The organism is Mycobacterium sp. (genome assembly GCF_965230835.1).
Taxonomy (GTDB): Bacteria; Actinomycetota; Actinomycetes; order Mycobacteriales; family Mycobacteriaceae; genus Mycobacterium.
In genome coordinates, this window is sequence record NZ_CBDDLW010000002.1 from 111,630 (window position 1) to 131,835 (window position 20,206).

A 20,206-nucleotide genomic window follows, 5' to 3' on the forward strand; every position below is an offset into this window, starting at 1 on the left:
GTCCTCAAACACATAGACGTCAGACCTTCACTCAACCGGACAGGATTGCTCGGAACACGCCCGCGCACCGAGAATCAAGCGCGGGAGGCTGCCGCGGAGGCTGTCATTTGCCACCGCCGACCGAAGGCCTCGGCCACTATCAAGATCGCTTTCCCGCTGACCCCAGTAGACGACGTCATGACGCGATGCGCCGCCAATAACTTTGCTAAACCCTCGCACCCAAGGACTAATGGCCCTGGTGCCGCCTGAAAATGTGCTACACGATCGACCTTAGGAAGACATCTCACGAAGTTAAAAGTCAAGCCACGAGCGAGGGAGGAGGTGGAAAGGCTAGATGTTCGGTGTAGTGCTGGCCGGTTTGCAGGCAGTGGTGGAGTTGGCCGAGGAATTTGTTGAACAGATGTCGTTGGGCTTGGTGGTTCCAGTCTCCTGCGGCGCGGCGGGTGTCGTAGTGGCGACGGGCGCCCGGCGAGGCGCGCAGCGATGCCAAAGCCCAGATGGGACCCACGGCGGCCAGGCGCCGGTTCTTGATATGGCGGTGCAACACGAGGGTTTTCTTGCCGCTGGCGCGGGTGATCGGCGCGGCTCCGGCGAATGCTTTCAGTCCGCGGGCGTCGGTGAAGCGGGCGCGGTCATCACCGATCTCGGCGAGTACCCGGGCACCGGCCAGGTTCCCCAGTCCGGGGAAGCTGGTGATGATCGTGGAGTCCGGGTGCTGCTCAAAATGGGCGGTTGCCGCCTCGGCGAGATCAGCAGCAGTGGTGCAGGCAGCCTCGAACTGACCCAGCAGCCCTGCCAATTGGATACCCATCGCGTTCTCCACGACCGGTGGTTGGTGCAGGTAGGTGTCGGTGAACACCTCCCGCAACCGTTCGATGTCACGGTCGAGATGGCGGCGGCGGCCGGCCTTGGCCAGCAGTCGGCGCAGTCGGGCCGGGGTCAGCTTGGTCGCCTGGGTGGGGGTTGGTGCAGCAGCCAAGATGGTGCGCGCATCTCGACGAGCCAGCCCGCCCTCGGGCAGGTCGGCGAACGCGGTGATGGCCGCCGGGTAGAAATCTTTGAGCACATCGCGAATCTGGTTGCCGATGTGTTGACGTGCCCATACCGCGTCTTGCTGAGCGCGGGCCAGCACCCGGATCGCCTGGGCCAACTCGGTGTCGGCGGGCAATGGGCGGTGCGCGCCGGGGTCGGTGCGCACAATATTGGCCAGCAGCACCGCGTCGGCACCATCGGATTTGGCCCCCGACACCGCATACCGTGCCCGATACCGCGAAGCCGCCAACGGGTTGATCGGATAAATCACCCGGCCAGTTTCTCGCAGCGCCGCCACCCACAGGCCACGATCAGTTTCCATCCCCACTGGTATCGGATCAGCGGCACTGTCACCGGCCTCAGCCAGCAACGTCAACAGCTGCGCGAACCCGGCCGCATCATTGCCCAGCCGTGCACGGGCTACCACCCTCCCGTCGTCATCAACCACAGCAACATCGTGATGCTCAGTAGCCCAGTCGATTCCACAAAACAAGCCCAAGACGTCCTCACTTTTTCGTCGGTGGATGGTTGCGCCGTTACCGGTGGACTCACGCGGCGCCCTAATCGCGGGACTCCAAGGTCCGTCATCTCACTAGCCGTCCGTGACTCCAGCACATCGCAGGACTTCGTTCTGTCGAAGAGCTCAAGGCTCGAGAACAACCATCAGGAAGTCACCCCTGCGACGGGCTCGGGCAACGGAATCTCACCACCAACCCGACAAGACCTGCCGCCAGACGCGCCGCTCTTTCTCAAGTCGTCGAACGACGGGAACACCAGACGTCACCTGACGGCAGATCCCGCAAGAAACAGGCCCCGGTCACCAACACCCGGACCGGTAACCAATCCCTACTAAACGATTAGAAAGAAAGACATCTCACCTCACGAAGTTAAAAGTCAAGCCACGAGCGAGGGAGGAGGTGGAAAGGCTAGATGTTCGGTGTAGTGCTGGCCGGTTTGCAGGCAGTGGTGGAGTTGGCCGAGGAATTTGTTGAACAGATGTCGTTGGGCTTGGTGGTTCCAGTCTCCTGCGGCGCGGCGGGTGTCGTAGTGGCGACGGGCGCCCGGCGAGGCGCGCAGCGATGCCAAAGCCCAGATGGGACCCACGGCGGCCAGGCGCCGGTTCTTGATATGGCGGTGCAACACGAGGGTTTTCTTGCCGCTGGCGCGGGTGATCGGCGCGGCTCCGGCGAATGCTTTCAGTCCGCGGGCGTCGGTGAAGCGGGCGCGGTCATCACCGATCTCGGCGAGTACCCGGGCACCGGCCAGGTTCCCCAGTCCGGGGAAGCTGGTGATGATCGTGGAGTCCGGGTGCTGCTCAAAATGGGCGGTTGCCGCCTCGGCGAGATCAGCAGCAGTGGTGCAGGCAGCCTCGAACTGACCCAGCAGCCCTGCCAATTGGATACCCATCGCGTTCTCCACGACCGGTGGTTGGTGCAGGTAGGTGTCGGTGAACACCTCCCGCAACCGTTCGATGTCACGGTCGAGATGGCGGCGGCGGCCGGCCTTGGCCAGCAGTCGGCGCAGTCGGGCCGGGGTCAGCTTGGTCGCCTGGGTGGGGGTTGGTGCAGCAGCCAAGATGGTGCGCGCATCTCGACGAGCCAGCCCGCCCTCGGGCAGGTCGGCGAACGCGGTGATGGCCGCCGGGTAGAAATCTTTGAGCACATCGCGAATCTGGTTGCCGATGTGTTGACGTGCCCATACCGCGTCTTGCTGAGCGCGGGCCAGCACCCGGATCGCCTGGGCCAACTCGGTGTCGGCGGGCAATGGGCGGTGCGCGCCGGGGTCGGTGCGCACAATATTGGCCAGCAGCACCGCGTCGGCACCATCGGATTTGGCCCCCGACACCGCATACCGTGCCCGATACCGCGAAGCCGCCAACGGGTTGATCGGATAAATCACCCGGCCAGTTTCTCGCAGCGCCGCCACCCACAGGCCACGATCAGTTTCCATCCCCACTGGTATCGGATCAGCGGCACTGTCACCGGCCTCAGCCAGCAACGTCAACAGCTGCGCGAACCCGGCCGCATCATTGCCCAGCCGTGCACGGGCTACCACCCTCCCGTCGTCATCAACCACAGCAACATCGTGATGCTCAGTAGCCCAGTCGATTCCACAAAACAAGCCCAAGACGTCCTCACTTTTTCGTCGGTGGATGGTTGCGCCGTTACCGGTGGACTCACGCGGCGCCCTAATCGCGGGACTCCAAGGTCCGTCATCTCACTAGCCGTCCGTGACTCCAGCACATCGCAGGACTTCGTTCTGTCGAAGAGCTCAAGGCTCGAGAACAACCATCAGGAAGTCACCCCTGCGACGGGCTCGGGCAACGGAATCTCACCACCAACCCGACAAGACCTGCCGCCAGACGCGCCGCTCTTTCTCAAGTCGTCGAACGACGGGAACACCAGACGTCACCTGACGGCAGATCCCGCAAGAAACAGGCCCCGGTCACCAACACCCGGACCGGTAACCAATCCCTACTAAACGATTAGGCCGCAAACCTGGCTAGCGCAAAGCCGGCGGCGCGCACCATTGATTCATAGTCTGGCAATTGCCGGGCGGGTGTGCGCGCGGCGGCCTCAACCCCTACAAGTACTCCTCAGCTCTGGATTGAACAACAAACGGTGGCAGATCGTGACGAATAGCGAGCGGATCACGGCTTCTGCGCCGTCGTACGGCGAATCACCATTCCACGAGCACCGCCCAAAATATGCGCTGTCAGGTTTGATTCGGTCCGGCGGCATGCTTGGCCATCTGGTCCGTCACCCTGGCTCGCGCTATAGCGTCTCAGCGCGATGCATGGATAGGATCCTCATCTGGGGTGGGTCGAGAGCCAACGACCGCGCGTCGTGGAATCAACAGGTAAGCCCAACGAAGCATGTCTTTGCGAAAGGGCCTCAGCGCCACCCCCGCGCTATCCGCAGCAAACTTATGGTACGTTCGCACGATTTTTCCACATGCGAGGCGGCAAACGATTACGCTGCTGATCACTTCACTAACTACAGAGTTGGTTTCGACGCCGCAAGGGCGGGTCGCGTCTCATCGCTGGTGTAAATGGTCACGGGCGTAGGTTCCGTCGCAACCGACGAAAGGGTCGCGTCTCATCGCTGGTGTAAATGGTCACGGGCGTAGGTTCCGTCGCAACCGACGAAAGCTATGAAGGAGGGGCTACGCCCGTGACCAAGCGAGTATCGCCGATTGAGCGTGTGCGTGTTGAGATGGATCAGTTGTTCGCCGCGACCGAGCGGCCGTTGACCGAGATTTTGGAGGAGGTCGGGCGGTTATCGGTGCGTCTGGTGTTTCAGGTCGCCGTGGAGGCCGAGGTAGAAGCAGTGTTGGGCCGAGCCCGTCACCAGCGTCGGGTTCAGGACGGCCCGGGCGGGTACCGCAATGGGTATCAACCGCCGGCGACGGTGAAGACCACGATGGGCTCGGTCGAATTATGCCGCCCGAAACTACGCGACACCGACGAGCGGTTCTGTTCGCGGCTATTCGGTGCCGGGGTGACGCGCACCCACGCTCTGGAGGCGTTGGTGATTTCGGGATGGGTGCGCGGTTTGTCGGATCGCGACATCGAGGCCGCGTTGGCCGAGGTGCTGGGCTCGCAGGCGGCGTTGTCGCGCTCGACGGTGAGCCGGATTTGTGCGGCCATCAAAGACGAGTTCGCTGCGTGGTCGTCTCGACGCCTTGATGAGCTGGTGTTGGACTACCTGTTCTTGGATGCCTCGAACTTTCGGATGCATCCCAACGCCCCGGCCGAGCCGGTGCTGGCCGCCTGGGGCATCTGCACCGACGGCAAGCCCCTGTTTATTGGGCTGGCCCCAGCCGCAGCGGAGTCGGCTGATGCGTGGGCCGACTTCTTGGCTGACCTGAGGAACCGGGGACTACGCCCGCCGCTACTGGGCATCTCCGACGGGGCGCCGGGCCTGATCGCCGCATGGGAGACCACGTTTCCGGCAAGCCTGCGTCAGCGGTGTCTGATCCATCGCTGCCGTAACGTCATCGCCAAGACACCTGTCGCGGTCCAGGACGAGATCAAAGCCGCGTTCTGGTCGATCTTCGATGACATTGACCAGCCACCCGGCCAGCAGGCCGTGGATGAAGCCACCCGCCGCGCCGAGGAGTTCACCACCACATACCGCGGGCTCTACCCAGCCGCGGTCGCTTGCCTGGCCAACGACTTCGCCTCGCTGAGCGTGCATTTGCGCTTCCCCCGCCAACACTGGACACGCATCCGCCATTCCAACCTCATCGAACGCACCTTCGGAGAATCCCGTCGCCGGGTCAAGGTCATCGGCCGCCTACCCGGCGAAACCAGCTGTCTGTCGCTGGTATGGGCCGTCCTCGACCGCGCCAGCCGCGGCTGGCGCGGAGTCACCCAAACATCAGCGACCAGCCGCCACCTCCAAGAACTACGCCACCAACTGCTCGAGCCACCCCGCCCACTGCATCCCCCCACCACAACAACCACGACCGACACCACCGCCGCGTAACATGACCACCAGGAACATGCGCCCAGCGTTTTTACACCAGTCCTAAGACGCCACCCAAGGGCGTCGATCACGCGCTACGCAGCGATGACGCCTGACAACCGGATCCGTTTGGAACGGCTTCCCCGAATCGTCGATGCGAACGCAAATCCACTGATAGGAACTAAGAGCACGGGTAGCGAAAGGTGAACGACCGTGGATAAGACAGGTGCTACGCCGGTTGCCGTCATTGGTATGGCGTGTCGGCTGCCGGGGGGCATCGACTCCCCCGACCTGTTGTGGCAGGCGTTGCTGCGCGGCGACGATCTGGTCACCGAGGTTCCGCCGAACCGCTGGGACGTAGACGAGTATTACGATCCCGAACCTGGTGTGCCTGGCCGGTCGGTTTGTCGGTGGGGCTCGTTCCTGGACAACGTCGCCGACTTTGATCCCGAGTTCTTCGGCATCACCGAAAGAGAAGCGACAGCGATGGATCCGCAGCACCGCTTGCTGCTGGAGGCCTCTTGGGAGGCCATGGAGCATAGTGGTCTAACCCGTGACACGCTGGCCCGTCTGCAGACGGGCGTGTTCGTGGGGTTGATGCATGACGACTATCAGTTCGTGCACGCCGATTCCGAGGCGCTGGAGGGCCCCTACGGATACATGGGCAACAGCTTCGCCATGGGGTCGGGGCGTATCGCCTACACAATGGGACTGCAAGGTCCGGCAATGACAGTTGACACCGCCTGTTCGTCCGGCCTGGCCGCTGTTCATCTAGCCTGCCGCAGCCTGCATGACGGCGAAAGCGACATTACGCTCGCCGGTGGCGCCTCGGTAATGTTCGAGCCGCGCAAAGGCTCGTCAGGTTCAGCCATAGGAATGCTGTCTGCCAGCGGTCGCTGTCATGCGTTCGATGTCGCCGCGGATGGCTTCGTGCCTGGCGAGGGCGCTGTCATGCTGTTGCTGAAGAGGTTGCCGGACGCCCTGGCCGACGGTGACCGGATCCTGGCGGTCGTGCGCGGCACAGCCGCCAACCAGGACGGCCACACCGTCAACATCGTGACACCGTCAGCCGAGGCGCAAACAGCGGCCTATCACGCCGCGTTAGCTGCCGCCGACGTGGACCCAGACACCGTCGGCATGGTCGAAGCCCACGGCCCGGGCACGCCGGTGGGGGATCCCATTGAATACTCCAGCCTGGCCGAGGTCTATGGCAGCAACGGCCCCTGCGCCCTCGGGTCGGTGAAAACCAATTTCGGCCACACCCAGTCAGCCGCAGGCGCATTGGGGCTAATGAAAACGGTCCTGGCCCTGCAACACGGCGTGGTTCCGCAGAATCTGCACTTCACCAGCCTGCCCGACGAACTCGCCCAAATCGACACCGAACTGTTTGTGCCACAGGAAAACACACCGTGGCCCAAAAACAGTCAGCACGCCCCCCGCCGCGCCGCGGTATCGTCCTATGGCTTCTCGGGCACCAACGTGCATGCCATCGTCGAACAAGCCCCCGAACCCGCAACAACCGCTGCCACCCAAACCACCACCGCTATCAGCGACGCACTGCTGTTCCCGCTGTCGTCGAGTTCAGAGGACGGCCTGCGCCAAACCGCCGGCCGCCTTGCCGACTGGGTACACGCCCAGGGCCCAGACCTGGCGGCATCGGATCTGGCCTACACGCTCACCCGCCGACGTGGACACCGGCCGGTCCGAACAACCGTGCTGGCCAGCACCACAGCCGAGCTAACCGAGGCCCTGCGTGACGTCGCCACTGACGAAATCCCCTACCCACCCGCAGTCGGCCAAGACGACCGGGGCCCGGTATGGATATTCTCCGGACAAGGCTCACAGTGGGCAGCCATGGGCGCTGACCTGCTGGCCAACGAGCCGGTCTTCGCCGCAACAGTAGCCAGCATCGAACCACTGATCGCCGCCGAATCCGGATTCTCGGTAACCGAAGCAATGACCGCCGCCGAGGTCGTCACCGGCATCGACCGGGTGCAACCCACCCTGTTCGCCATGCAAGTCTCACTGGCCGCCACGATGAAAGCACACGGCGTCACACCCGGCGCGGTCATCGGTCACTCCCTGGGCGAGTCCGCCGCAGCCGTAGTCGCCGGAGCGCTGTCGCTTCACGACGGGGTGCGTGTCATCTGCCGCCGCTCGAAACTGATGACCCGTATCGCCGGTTGCGGAGCAATGGCATCGGTGGAACTACCCGCCCAGCAAGTGATTACAGAACTGGTATCGCGTGGGGTCAACGATGCGGTGGTGGCGGTGGTGGCCTCACCGCAATCCACCGTCATCGGTGGAGCAACCCAGACCGTGCACGACCTCGTCGCCGCCTGGGAAGAGCGTGACGTGATGGCCCGCGAGGTGGCCGTCGACGTGGCATCGCACTCGCCACAGGTCGACCCGATCCTCGATGAACTCGAGGAGATCCTGGCCGACATCACCCCCCAAGAACCCGACGTCGCCTACTACTCGGCGACCTCGTTCGACCCCCGCGAGGAGCCCTACTGCGACGCCGGCTACTGGGTAGACAACCTGCGTCACACGGTGCGCTTCGCCGCAGCAGTGCAAGCCGCACTCGAAGACGGCTTCCGCGTCTTCACCGAACTGTCCCCACACCCACTGCTAACCCACGCCGTCGATCAAACCGCGCACAGCCTCGACACGTCCGTGGCGGCTCTGGCCGGCATGCGACGCGACCAGCCACTGCCACACGGGCTGCGCAAACTCGTGGGCGACCTACACGCCGCAGGCGCCGCCATCGACTTCTCCACGCTCTACCCCAACGGACACCTCGTCGACGCGCCACTGCCCAGCTGGACTCAACGCCGGCTGCTCCTGTCCCGCGGCGGCGGCGAGTCCCGGGCACACGGTAGCTGTACGGTTTCGGCGCACCCGTTGATGGGTGCGCACGTTCGATTGGAGGAGGAGCCGGAGCGCCACGCTTGGCAGGGCGATGTCGGTACCGAAGCGCACCCGTGGTTGGGCGACCACCAAATACGTGATGCGACGGTTCTCCCGGCCGCAGTCCACTGTGAGATGGCGTTGGCCGCGGCGCGAGCGGTTCTCGGCGAGAGGTCCGAAGTCCGCGACGTCCGCTTCGAGAAGATGCTGCTCCTCGACGACAAAACTCCGATCGGCGTCACCGCAACAGTAGAAGCACCCGGTGTCGCCCCATTCACGGTGGAAACCAGCCAGGACGGCGAACGCTCCCGACAGGCATCGGCTGTGCTGCACGCCGCCGACGACGAGAACCTCCCAGCCACGCAGAACATAGCCGACCTACTCGCGTGCCATCCGCGCCAGGTGGATGGCGATGACCTTCGTCAGTGGATGGACCAACAGGGTCGTCGTCGATTTGGTCCGGCCTTCGCAGGTCTGGCCGCCGCACACACCACCGAAGGACCCGGCGACTCGGTGCTGGCCGAAGTTAGCGTGCCTGGCTCGATCCGGTCACAACAGGGCGCCTACGGCGTGCACCCGGCTCTGCTGGATGCATGCTTCCAGTCGGTAGCCGCACACCCCAGCATCCGCAACGCCGACAACGGAGGGCGGCTATTACCGCTCAGAATCCGCAGACTGCGCAGCTACGGCCCAGCTCGCAACGCCCGCTACTGCCACACGACGGTGACCGCGTGCAGTTCAGGAGTGGAAGCAGACCTCGACGTCCTAGACGAACACGGCACCGTCTTGCTGGCCGTACGCGGCCTACAGATCGGCACCGGCGCTTCACAAAGCAGCGAGCGCGAACGCGTGCTCAACGAACGGTTGCTGACCATCGACTGGCAGCACCGCGAACTACCCGAAGACAACCACGACGATCCTGGCGCCTGGCTGCTGATCAGCACCTCCGATGCAGCCGACATCCTCACCACAGAACTCACCGATGCGCTCAAACTGCATGGCGCCCAATGCACGACCATGTCCTGGCCAAACCACGCCGACCACGCGGCCCAAGCCAAACAACTACACGACCAGCTTGAAGCCGGCGCATTCACCGGCGTAGTCGTACTCACCGCACCCAAAAACAACAAGCCAGACCAGCAGTCGAGTGTCCACGGTCTTGAATATGTACAACATGTGCTGCGCATCGCCCGCGAGCTCCCGGAAGCGTTGGGTGAGGTGCCGCGTTTGTATGTCGTGACCAGAAACGCTCAAACGGTGCTACCCGACGACAACGCCAACCTCGAGCAAGGCGGACTGCGCGGACTGCTGCGAGTGATCAGCGCCGAACACCCACATCTACATGCGACCTACATCGACGTCGACGGACAATCCTGCGCCGAACCGGTTGCACGCCAACTTCTGTTCTCTGGGTCGCAAGAAGATGAGACTGCCTGGCGCAGCGACCAGTGGTACACAGCCCGGCTAAGCCCCAGCCCGCTATGCCCCGAGGAGCGTCGTACCGCGGTGGTGGATCACGCACGTGAGGGCATGCGCCTGCAGATCCGCACTCCCGGCGACCTGCAGTCGATGGAATTCACCTCGTTCGACCGCACCCCGCCAGGCCCCGGCGAGATCGAGGTCGCAGTCACCGCGTCCAGCATCAACTTCGCCGACGTACTCATCGCGTTCGGCCGGTATCCCGACATCGACAATCAAGTGCCACAACTGGGAATGGATTTCGCTGGCGTGGTGACCGCGGTCGGGCCCGACGTCACCGATCATCGGGTCGGCGACCGCGTCGGCGGATTCTCCCAGAACGGTTGCTGGGCCACGTATGTCACCTGTGATGCCCGCCTGGCCGCCACGTTGCCGCCGGGGCTAACTGACAACCAGGCGGCCGCGATCAGTACCGCCTATACCGCAGCCTGGTACGGGCTGCACGACCAGGCCAGGATCACCGCAGGCGATCGCGTGCTGATTCACTCCGCCACCGGAGGGGTGGGACAGGCCGCGATCGCGATCGCCCGCGCCGCCGAAGCCGAAATCTTCGCCACCGCCGGCAGCGAGAAACGCCGACAAATGCTCCGCGACATGGGAATCGAACACGTCTACGACTCCCGCAGCATCGACTTCGCCGAACAGATCCGCCGCGACACCGACGGCTACGGCGTCGACATCGTGCTCAACTCGCTGCCCGGCCCGGCGCAACGCGCCGGCCTTGAGCTGCTCTCCATCGGTGGGCGGTTCGTGGAGATCGGCAAACAAGACGTCTATCGCAACACCCGGCTCGGGCTGCTCCCGTTCCGACGCAACCTCACCTTCCACTATCTCGATCTGGCGCTGATGGCAGAGAGCCGGCCTCAACGGATTGGCGATCTGCTGGAGAACCTGTATCGGCTTGTCGCGGAGGGCAAGCTGCCGCTACTGGAAACCACCGACTACCCACTTCGCGACGCTGCGACTGCTGTCCGGGCGATGAGCGCCGCAGAACACACAGGCAAGCTCGTGCTCAACGTCCCACACGCCGGACACAGCAACGTCGTGGTGCTGCCCGAGCGGGCCCGGGTTTTCCGGCACGACGGTTCCTACATCGTCACCGGTGGTCTCGGTGGCCTCGGGCTATTTCTCGCCGAAAAGATGGCCGCGGCGGGCTGCGGCCGTATTGTGCTTACCTCCCGTTCCCAGCCAACCGCCAAAGCGCTGGAGACGATCGAACTCATCCGGGCAATGGGCGCAGACATCGCGGTTGAGTGCGGGGACATAGCCGAGGCCGACACGGCTGAGCGTTTGGTGAGAGTGGCTACCTGCAGTGGGTTACCGGTGCGTGGAGTATTGCACGCCGGCGCGGTCTTCGAGAACGCCATGGTGGCCACCATGACCGAGGAGCTGCTAGAACGCAACTGGGCTCCGAAAGTCTACGGTGCGTGGAACTTACACCAAGCCACTATTGCTGAACCCCTGGATTGGTTCTGCTTGTTCTCGTCAGCAGTCGCTCTGCTGGGCTCGCCGGGCCAGGGAGCCTACGCGGCGGCCAACAGCTGGCTGGACGCCTTCGCTCTGTGGCGCCGAAACCAGGGTCTACCGGCCACCTCGATCGCGTGGGCATTGTGGGCCGACGTCGGTCGCGCAGCAGCGATCCAAGCCGAGAACAGTCACAGCCTGGCGCTCGGCGGGGAAGGCACCGCCTTCGCTTACTGGCGCGACACAGCGATCACCGCCGATGAAGGCGACTACGCGTTCCAAGCGCTGCTGCGCCACGACCGCGGTTTCACCGGCTACGCCCCGGTTATCGAATCACCATGGCTGACAGCCTTTGCCCAGCGCAGTCCGTTCGCGCAAATCTTCCAGCCGGCCGGCGGAAACCGTTCGGGCACGAGTAAATTCCTTTCTGAGCTGAACGAGTTGCCGATCGAGGAGTGGCCCACTCGCATCCGACGGATGGTGCTTGAGCAAGTCGGTCTGATTTTGCGTCGCACCATTGATGCCGACCGTCTGCTGACCGAGTATGGCCTCGACTCACTAAGCAGCCAGGAACTCCGTACGCATCTCGAAGCCGAATCTGGGATACGCATCACCGCAACCAACATCAACACCACCGCGCGGAGTTTGGCGGATCTTTTGTACGAAAAGCTAGCTCCCGATGAGGATGCGGCGGCACACGCCTGAGGCCGCGGCGCCTGCGATGAGAGGTGAAAGACAGCCGAGAACGGTATCAATCTCGGCTGCGTTCCCGGAAATTGAGAGACTGGGCCGCTACCCATGAAGTGCCGATGAGATTTGTCCTGGCAGTCCACGGGACTCGTGGCGATGTCGAGCCCTGCGCAACGGTTGGCGTCGAGTTGCAGCGTCGTGGGCACGAAGTCCGAATGGCGGTGCCGCCCAATCTGGTTGGCTTCGTCGAGTCCGCAGGCCTAACTGCCGTCGCCTATGGGCCAGACTCCGGCGAACAGATAGACGCGGTCGCCGCCTTCGTCCGCAACCTCACCAAAGCGCAGAACCCTCTCAATCTTGTTCGTGCGGGCAGGGAGCTTTTTGTTGAAGGCTGGGCGGAAATGGGCCACACTCTGACCGCATTAGCCGACGACGCCAACCTGTTGATGACAGGCCAGACATACCATGGCGTTGTCGCGAATGTCGCTGAATACTACGATATTCCGCTCGCCGCAATACATCACTTCCCAGTGCGAGTAAACGGCCAAATCGCAATTCCTTCGATACCGACATCGCAACTTTTGATGCGCGCGACGATGAAGATGTCTTGGCGCCTGTACTCATACGTCAGCAAGGAAGCCGATCGCACGCAACGGCACGAACTCGGTTTACCAGCGGCGACAGCATCGGCGGCGCAGCGGATGGTCGAATGTGAATCCGTCGAGATCCAGGCCTATGACCCGGTTTTGTTTCCAGGCCTGGCGGCCGAGTGGAACGGTCAGCGCCCGTTTGTCGGGGCGCTGACCATGGAACTGCACACCGAACCTAACAGGGAACTCGAATCGTGGATCGCCGCTGGCAAACCACCGATCTACTTCGGGTTTGGCAGCACGCCAGTCCAATCTCCCCGCGACACCGTCGAGATGATCACGTCGGTGTGCGCGGAGCTAGGCGAACGAGCCTTGATCTACGCTGCCGCCGACGAAACAACGAGCATTCCAGATTCTGATCATGTGAAACTCGTTGGTTTGCTTGACTACTCGGCTATCCTGCCTACTTGTCGCGCGGTTGTCCATCACGGCGGCGCGGGCACCACTGCGGCGGGCCTGCGAGCCGGAATGCCCACCTTGATTCTCTGGGATGTGGCCGACCAACCCATCTGGGCGGGTGCGGTCCAACGGCTGAAAGTTGGCTCTGCCAGACGTTTCGCACGTATAACCGCAAAGTCGCTGCTCACAGAGTTGCGCTCCATTCTTTCCCCAGAATATGTCGCCCGCGCCCGCCAAATCTCCACTCGAATGGCCCAACCGGCAGCCGCCGTTGCCGCCGCCGCCGATTTACTGGAGAAGCGCGCGCACCAAGGTGTGTGACGCAGCACCGTTGGCTGAGCACCGCAGCTCACTCGCAACCACGGGGAGGCCTGTCTGCAACCGAAACCACCTGGCGAGCATGGAGGTGGCCATAGCCATCGGCTGACTCCTCGACGACGTCGACAGACTGGGTTTCACTAGACCAGAACGTTGGGGCGCGATGTCATCGCCCCAGGGCCCGGCGTCGGCACCCGCGCAAGCCCACCGGTTGCGAACAGTGGGGCCGCACGTTGCTTGTTGAGTCCCGTCCTGCCCCAAGCCGAGCTGGAAGACAACCGCGCGATTACCCAGCCGGTCACCTCGCCTCAAGAAACCGACCCGGATCAGCACGTGCATGCACGTTTGGAACCGCCCAGTAAACGATTGGACGCCCGGACGTTGCCGCCCGGACCGAGGACCTACCTCTTTCAATAGACAGTCGAAAAAGCCTCTGACCAGGAAATTCATCGCGCAGCAAAAGCGGTTCTTTAGTAAAGTAACGGCAACATCACGGTTAGCCGCGGAATTGTGATTTCCCCACGCGAGCATTGAGCCGGCTTGTACGGTTATCGAGTGGCACGGCAGACGGCCTCACATGACGAAGCCAAGCCCGGGGGGGTCTTCGACCGGGTCGGCGAGTTCGTCGTCCGATGGCCACTTTTGGTTGTCGGGTGCTGGATCGCGCTGGCCGCTGCCCTGACGCTCGCGCTTCCGCCGCTGCAAGCACAGGCTGCACAGCGCGAACAAAAGCCGCTACCAGACGAAGCCCCAACAATGGTCACCACACGAGAGATGGGCGAGGCGTTTGGTCAAACAGGAGGCGGCTCGCTCCTGATGGTCATCTTGACCAATGAGAAGGGGCTCGGGCCAGCCGATGAGGACGTCTACCGCAAGCTAGTCGACAACCTGCACAAAGACACGCAGGACAAGATGTCTGTTCAGGACTTTCTCAGCACACCAGCCATGCGCGAGGTCTTGGAAAGCAAAGACAAGAAAGCCTGGAACCTACCGATCCAGTTCCCCGGCGACGCGCCGGCGCCCGAGACTCAGGCGGCGTTCATACGCGTAGGCAATATCGTCAGACAGACCGTTGCGGGAACCTCGCTGACCGCCAACCTCAGCGGACCCGTAGCCACCGTAGCCGACCTCCAGGCCCTTGGCGAGGCGGACGTACACACGATCGAAGTCTGCACCATATTTAGTGTCCTGATCATTCTGATAATCGTTTATAGAAATCTGGTCACCATCCTTTTACCGTTGACAACAATCGGTATATCGGTAGTGAGCGCTCAGGGCGTTTTGTCCGCCCTCGCCGAATTCGGCCTGGTCGTGAACATGCAGAGCATTGTGTTTATGACTGCGGTAATGATCGGCGCCGGAACAGACTATGCCGTCTTTTTGATCAGCCGCTATCACGACTACGTTCGACACGGCGAAAGTTCGGATCAGGCAGTCCGGAAAGCGTTGCTGTCCATCGGCAAGGTTATTGCCGCATCGGCGGCAACAGTTGCGGTGACGTTCCTGGCGATGATATTCACGAAGCTGGAAGTTTTCTCTGCGGTCGGCCCAGCAATTTCCGTTTCGATCATGGTGTCTTTGTTCGCCGCGACAACCTTCTTGCCCGCGATCCTGGTACTCACCGGGCGACGTGGTTGGATCAAACCTCGACGCGACCTAACTTCCCGGTTCTGGCGGCGATCGGGAGTACGCATCGTGCGCCGGCCCAAGATCCACCTAGTCGCCAGTCTGGTGGTTCTCGTCATCCTGGCCGGCAGCGCTGCCCTGATCCGATTCAACTACGACGACCTCAAGACGGTTCCGCAAGACGTCGACAGCGTCCAAGGCTACGACGCCTTGAACCGCCACTTCCCCAGGAACTCGATGACTCCTATGGCGCTGTTCATCAAGTCGCCCCGTGACCTGCGTACGCCAGCGGCTCTTGCCGACCTCGAGATGATGTCGCGCAGGATAAGCCAGCTGCCTGGCATCGTGATGGTGCGCGGCTTGACCCGGCCCAACGGTGAGCCGTTGAAAGAAACCAAGATCTCGTTTCAGGCGGGTGAGATCGGCGGCAAACTAAACGAAGTGTCCACCGCCATCGATGACCACGGAGGTGAACTCGACCAGCTGACCGGCGGTGCCCACCAATTGGCAACCGCTCTGGCCGAGGTCCGAGACCAAGTGAATGGCGCCGTCTCCAGCGTCAGTGGCCTCGTTAGCACGCTGAGCGCCATGGAGGCCCTGATGGGCGGGGACCAAACGATCAATCAGCTCGACAACGCGGCTGATGTGGTGGGGCGCATGCGGGCGCTCGGCGACGATCTGAGCGGAACCATCGCTTACGCCGAGCAGACTGCTGTCTGGGCCAACCCGATGGTGAAAGCCCTCGACGCCAGCCCGGTTTGCAACGCAGACCCCGCCTGCAGGAGGTCGCGCGGTGAGTTGCGGGCGTTGGTGCAGGCACAAAACGACGGAGTCCTCGATTCGATCGCAGGGCTGGCTCGCAACCTGCAGCAGACAAGAGAATTCCAAACGATCAGCACGACGGTGCGCGCGCTCGACCTGCAACTGAAGCAAGCCGTCAACGCTTTGCGGGCGGTCAACGGCCTTGAGACCAAGATGTCTCAGATGCAGCAGGGAGCCAATGCCCTCGCCGAAGGCAGCGCAGCATTGGCCGAAGGCGTGCAGGCGTTGGTCGACCAGACCAGAAGGATGGGTTCGGGACTCAACCAGGCCTCCGACTTCCTGCTCGGCATGAAGAAGGATGCGCAGCGACCTTCGATGGCGGGTTTCAACATTCCTCCGGAGATCATGACGAGGGAGGAATTCAAGAAAGGCGCCCAGATTTTCCTGTCACCCGACGGGCACGCAGCGCGATATCTCGTACAAAGTGCGCTCAATGGATTCACCACTGACGGTATGGATCAGGTCAAGGAGATTGTAGAGACCGCCAGGTCTGCTCAGCCGAACACAGAATTGGCGGACGCCAAGATAGATCTGTTGGGAGTTCCGACCGGCCTCCGGGACACACGCGACTACTACAATAGCGATATCTTATACATCGTCTTCGCGACGATCGTCATTGTGTTTCTCATCCTGGCTATTCTGCTTCGCGCACTCGTCGCACCCCTCTACCTTATCGGTTCAGTGCTGATTTCCTATTTGTCAGCCCTTGGAATCGGTGTCATTGTCTTCCAACTGATCTTGGGCCAGGAAATGCATTGGAGCCTGCCTGGTTTATCGTTCATACTGTTGGTCGCAGTCGGCGCTGATTACAACATGCTGCTCATCTCAAGAATCCGCGACGAATCGCCGCATGGCGTGCGTACCGGGGTAATTCGCACCGTTGGCTCAACCGGCGGTGTGATTACATCGGCGGGACTGATCTTCGCCGCTTCGATGTTTGGTCTATTAATGGCGAGCATCAACACTATGGCCCAGGCCGGTTTCACAATCGGAATCGGGATTGTGCTAGACACCTTCCTGGTGCGCACGGTGACCGTGCCAGCCTTGACCGCACTGATCGGTCGTGCCAACTGGTGGCCGTCTCAGCTGGGACAACAACCAGTGCGGCAACCTCAACCACGCCAGCAGCTACACAAAGTCGACGTATTGCTAGACCGGGCGAAACGTATCGTTGGGCACAAAGCACCTCCCCCGGTCGCCTCGTCACCAAGGGCCACCGGCCCGAATACGGACCACGTTGCTAGCAAAGCCAAGCCCGTTCCCAGCGACAAGCCGCAACGTCAACTCAACGGTGTCCACGACATCGACCTGCTGCCGGGGCACTCACTGCCCTTGTTCGGAATCACCAGCATGCCGGCCTATGATCTGCGCGATTGCGCGCAAACCGGCAACGGCAACGGCAACGGCAACGGCAACGAACCAGTCGATCATCTACTCGGCCACCCGCTGCCGCTGTTTGGCCTCGCCACGCTGCCAACCAACGATCTGCCAGGCTGCGCGCCCACTGACAACGGCGACAGCGAACGCCACAGCGGCGGCCTTAAGCCAATATCAAACAATTCAGCGATCAGCTGATTTTCTAAGAGCTGCTTGCTTTTTGACCACCCGGGAGAAGACATCCCAGATGATGCGCTAGCTACGCGCTTGCTGGTTTGACCGCGAGCACAAAGTCCTGGAAGTCCGCGTATTCCGTTCGCCCGCACCACGACCCGTAGCGCAACGGCTCCTGGATCGTGAGGCCACATTTCTCATGAAGAGACCTGATGAAGGCTTCCGGCAACGCAATTGCCGCTTCAGGCCGTTTGGCGTCGGTCGTTCGATAGCCTGGTCGTTCATGCTTGAATTTGAAAACCGGCTTTCCGGCCTTGATGAGGGCTAACGACTCGTCGTTCAGCAGAAAGTACGTACTCATGCACCGTCCGCCCGGCTTCAATACGCGCACGATCTCGTCGAGGTAGTGGTTAACATCGTCAGGGAACATGTGTGTGAACACCGAGGTAAGAGAAACCACATCGAACGACGCATCCGGATATGGAAAGCGAAATTCAGCCGGCGGGTATTTTCCGGTCGGGTTGTAGAGCGAATTCTCGACATCGACGACTCTGAAGTCAAAGTTGGGGTGCGCTTGCGAGATGTTCTGTTTGCACCACTCGATTGCCTTGGTAGAGATATCGAAGCCCGCATAACGGCCGTCGCGGTTCAGATAGCGAGTGAGCGGCTCCGCGGCCCGCCCTGAACCGCAACCCACGTCGAGCACTGCATCACCCGGCCGCAATCCACAAAGATCAACAAGGTAGCCGACGGCGCGATCTCCGATTTCCTTGTACTCGCCGTCCGCGCCGCCAACGTAGCGCTGCAGTTCCTTGGGGGGAAGCAACTCACCGGCCGAACAACCGTCCGCCGCGGGATTGCGATTCGAACGTTGCATAATGCTCTGAAGTAGTCGCTTCATCATGCCGCCTTCGTCGTCGTCAGCCGAACGTACCCCAAAGTCGAACATCTCGTGCGCAACGCCGCCGGATTGCGCAATATCGACAAACCGGCGCCGCCGCGACGCCAGTTTCCTGGCTTGAACCCCTACACGTCCAACCTGTTGAACTCGTCGTGCCGGTACAGCTCCACGCATTGAGCGCGCCGAATCTTGCCACTCGTGGTAATCGGTATCGAACCTGGCGATACCAGCACCAAATCCGCGACACGCAGTCCATGCGACTTGGAGATCGCCGACGTGACTTCACGTTTCACGACACCCAGCCTCTCCATCGCGTCTGCGTCAGACTCGTTTTTCTTCTTCAGTTCGATAATGGCGATCAGCTTCTCCGCACCATCCTGAGCCACGGCGATAGCCGCGCAACGCCCCGGGGTGATCTCCTGGATCGTTGCTTCGATGTCGTCTGGAGAATGATTGCGACCGTACACAATCAACAGATCCTTGATCCGGCCCATGATGAACAACTCGTCGTCAAACACGAAGCCGGAGTCGCCAGTCCGCAGCCAGGGACCCGCGGGCGTTCCCGCCGAGGGATTGACGATATTCGCCCTAAACGTGCGCTCAGTCTCTTCAGGCTTCTGCCAATAGCCTGACGCGACGTTGCCGCCGTGCACCCAGATCTCCCCCACCGTTCCCTGCGGACATTCAATACAACTATCCGCGTTTACGATACGCACCAGTTGGGTATCCACGATGCCGTAACTAACCAGCGGTGTGCTGCTTTCGCCGTCACCGCGCTCAGCTTGACCGTCCGGCAATTTCTGAGCATCAAAATTCACTATCTTCGGTGGTTCGCCGGCTTTCCTGGTCGCCACATACACGGTCGCTTCTGCCATTCCATACGATGGCCGAACCACTTTGGGATCAAGATTGAAGGGGGCAAACCTCTCGATGAACCGCTGCAAAGTCACGGGATGTACCCGTTCGCTGCCATTGAGGATGCTGTGGACACCGCCCAGGTCGAGACCTGCCATGTCTTCGTCTTTTGTTTTGCGCGACGCCAAGTCGTATGCAAAGTTAGGTGCAGCGGAAAACGCCAAAGAATTGCCGGCAAGCATGTGCATCCACCGCGCCGGCCGTTGCAGGAAGCCCACTGGGCTGGTGAGTTTGGCCGGAATTCCCGCCAGCACCGGCAGTATGATTCCAAGTATGAAACCCATGTCGTGATAAAACGGGAGCCAAGAAACTATCGTGGAACCTGGCGGAGCCAGTTTTCCATATACACCGTAATAACTCGACATAATCTGCTCAAAATTTGTGAACAGATTCTTATTCGAAACCACCACACCAGCGGGCGTGCGCGTGGATCCGGAAGTGTATTGCAAATAGAGTGAATCTGGTTTATCCGCCCTCGCAGATCGCGAACCTGACCGCTGCCGCGCGTCGAGGTCCAACCGATCAACCTCGACAATGTGCGGCGCCTGTTTATCGGACTGCGGTTGAACATACTGGGCGACGTTGTCGATAACCGGAGAAGCGGTTAAGACGACCGACGGGGAAGTATCAGCTAACACTGAATTCGTACGCTCGTCGTGGGCGCCGCCATAAGGAACCGAAAGCGGAACTGCGATCAGTCCAGCTTGCAACGAGCCAAGAAACCCAACGATGTAGTCCAACCCCTGCGGCGCCAAGATCACCGCCCGGTCACCGGTAGACCCGAATTCGCGCAGCTGCGCCGCGAGATTTAGGGTTCGGCGATACAACTGCGACCAGGTCAGTGTTTCTTCAACGCCGTCCCATGACTGTTCGTAATCAATAAATGTAAACGCGGCGTCGTTGGGCTGTAAACTGGCGCGCTCGCGAATCACGTTCGGAAGCGAGGATTCAACCACAGACATCAGACTACCTTCGTTGGG

The 20,206-nt window shown here is 61.7% G+C and carries 8 protein-coding genes; 4 read left to right on the forward strand and 4 right to left on the reverse strand.

Features of this window, described 5'->3' with window-relative positions:
- Positions 1–298: 298 nt before the first annotated feature.
- On the reverse strand, positions 299–1,525 hold the full coding sequence (locus tag ACO07W_RS01090) for an IS110 family transposase (RefSeq protein WP_421845748.1): 1,227 nt from the start codon (positions 1,523–1,525) through the stop codon (positions 299–301).
- A gap of 401 nt (positions 1,526–1,926) precedes the next feature.
- Positions 1,927–3,153 (reverse strand): IS110 family transposase, encoded by a 1,227-nt coding sequence (locus ACO07W_RS01095; protein ID WP_421845748.1) that lies wholly within the window; start codon positions 3,151–3,153, stop codon positions 1,927–1,929.
- Between the two features lie 1,094 nt (positions 3,154–4,247).
- Here ACO07W_RS01095 and ACO07W_RS01100 point away from each other — a divergent pair.
- From ACO07W_RS01100 to ACO07W_RS01115, 4 genes are all read left to right on the forward strand, one after another.
- Positions 4,248–5,522, forward strand: coding sequence for an IS256 family transposase (locus tag ACO07W_RS01100; protein ID WP_421840071.1), 1,275 nt, complete (start codon positions 4,248–4,250; stop codon positions 5,520–5,522).
- A gap of 192 nt (positions 5,523–5,714) precedes the next feature.
- Positions 5,715–12,059, forward strand: coding sequence for a sulfolipid-1 biosynthesis phthioceranic/hydroxyphthioceranic acid synthase (gene pks2, locus ACO07W_RS01105; RefSeq protein ID WP_421840153.1), 6,345 nt, complete (start codon positions 5,715–5,717; stop codon positions 12,057–12,059).
- Positions 12,060–12,163: 104 nt separating this feature from the next.
- Positions 12,164–13,414: a glycosyltransferase gene (locus tag ACO07W_RS01110; RefSeq protein ID WP_421840154.1), complete on the forward strand. Its 1,251-nt coding sequence runs from the start codon at positions 12,164–12,166 to the stop codon at positions 13,412–13,414.
- Between the two features lie 537 nt (positions 13,415–13,951).
- On the forward strand, positions 13,952–17,434 hold the full coding sequence (locus tag ACO07W_RS01115; protein ID WP_421840155.1) for an RND family transporter: 3,483 nt from the start codon (positions 13,952–13,954) through the stop codon (positions 17,432–17,434).
- A 61-nt stretch (positions 17,435–17,495) separates the two neighbouring features.
- Here ACO07W_RS01115 and ACO07W_RS01120 read toward each other — a convergent pair whose 3' ends face one another.
- Both ACO07W_RS01120 and ACO07W_RS01125 read right to left on the reverse strand, forming a co-directional pair.
- On the reverse strand, positions 17,496–18,485 hold the full coding sequence (locus ACO07W_RS01120; protein WP_421840156.1) for a methyltransferase domain-containing protein: 990 nt from the start codon (positions 18,483–18,485) through the stop codon (positions 17,496–17,498).
- Positions 18,437–20,188: an AMP-binding protein gene (locus ACO07W_RS01125; protein ID WP_421840157.1), complete on the reverse strand. Its 1,752-nt coding sequence runs from the start codon at positions 20,186–20,188 to the stop codon at positions 18,437–18,439. Before ACO07W_RS01125 ends, ACO07W_RS01120 begins: the two co-directional genes overlap by 49 nt.
- Positions 20,189–20,206 lie beyond the last annotated feature (18 nt).

Bases quoted from the DNA above. Each gene is read 5' to 3' on its own strand.
- ACO07W_RS01120 (WP_421840156.1), bottom strand. From the start codon at position 18,485: ATGCGTGGAGCTGTACCGGCACGACGAGTTCAACAGGTTGGACGTGTA.
- ACO07W_RS01125 (WP_421840157.1), bottom strand. From the start codon at position 20,188: ATGTCTGTGGTTGAATCCTCGCTTCCGAACGTGATTCGCGAGCGCGCC.
- ACO07W_RS01110 (WP_421840154.1), top strand. From the start codon at position 12,164: ATGAGATTTGTCCTGGCAGTCCACGGGACTCGTGGCGATGTCGAGCCC.
- ACO07W_RS01100 (WP_421840071.1), top strand. From the start codon at position 4,248: ATGGATCAGTTGTTCGCCGCGACCGAGCGGCCGTTGACCGAGATTTTG.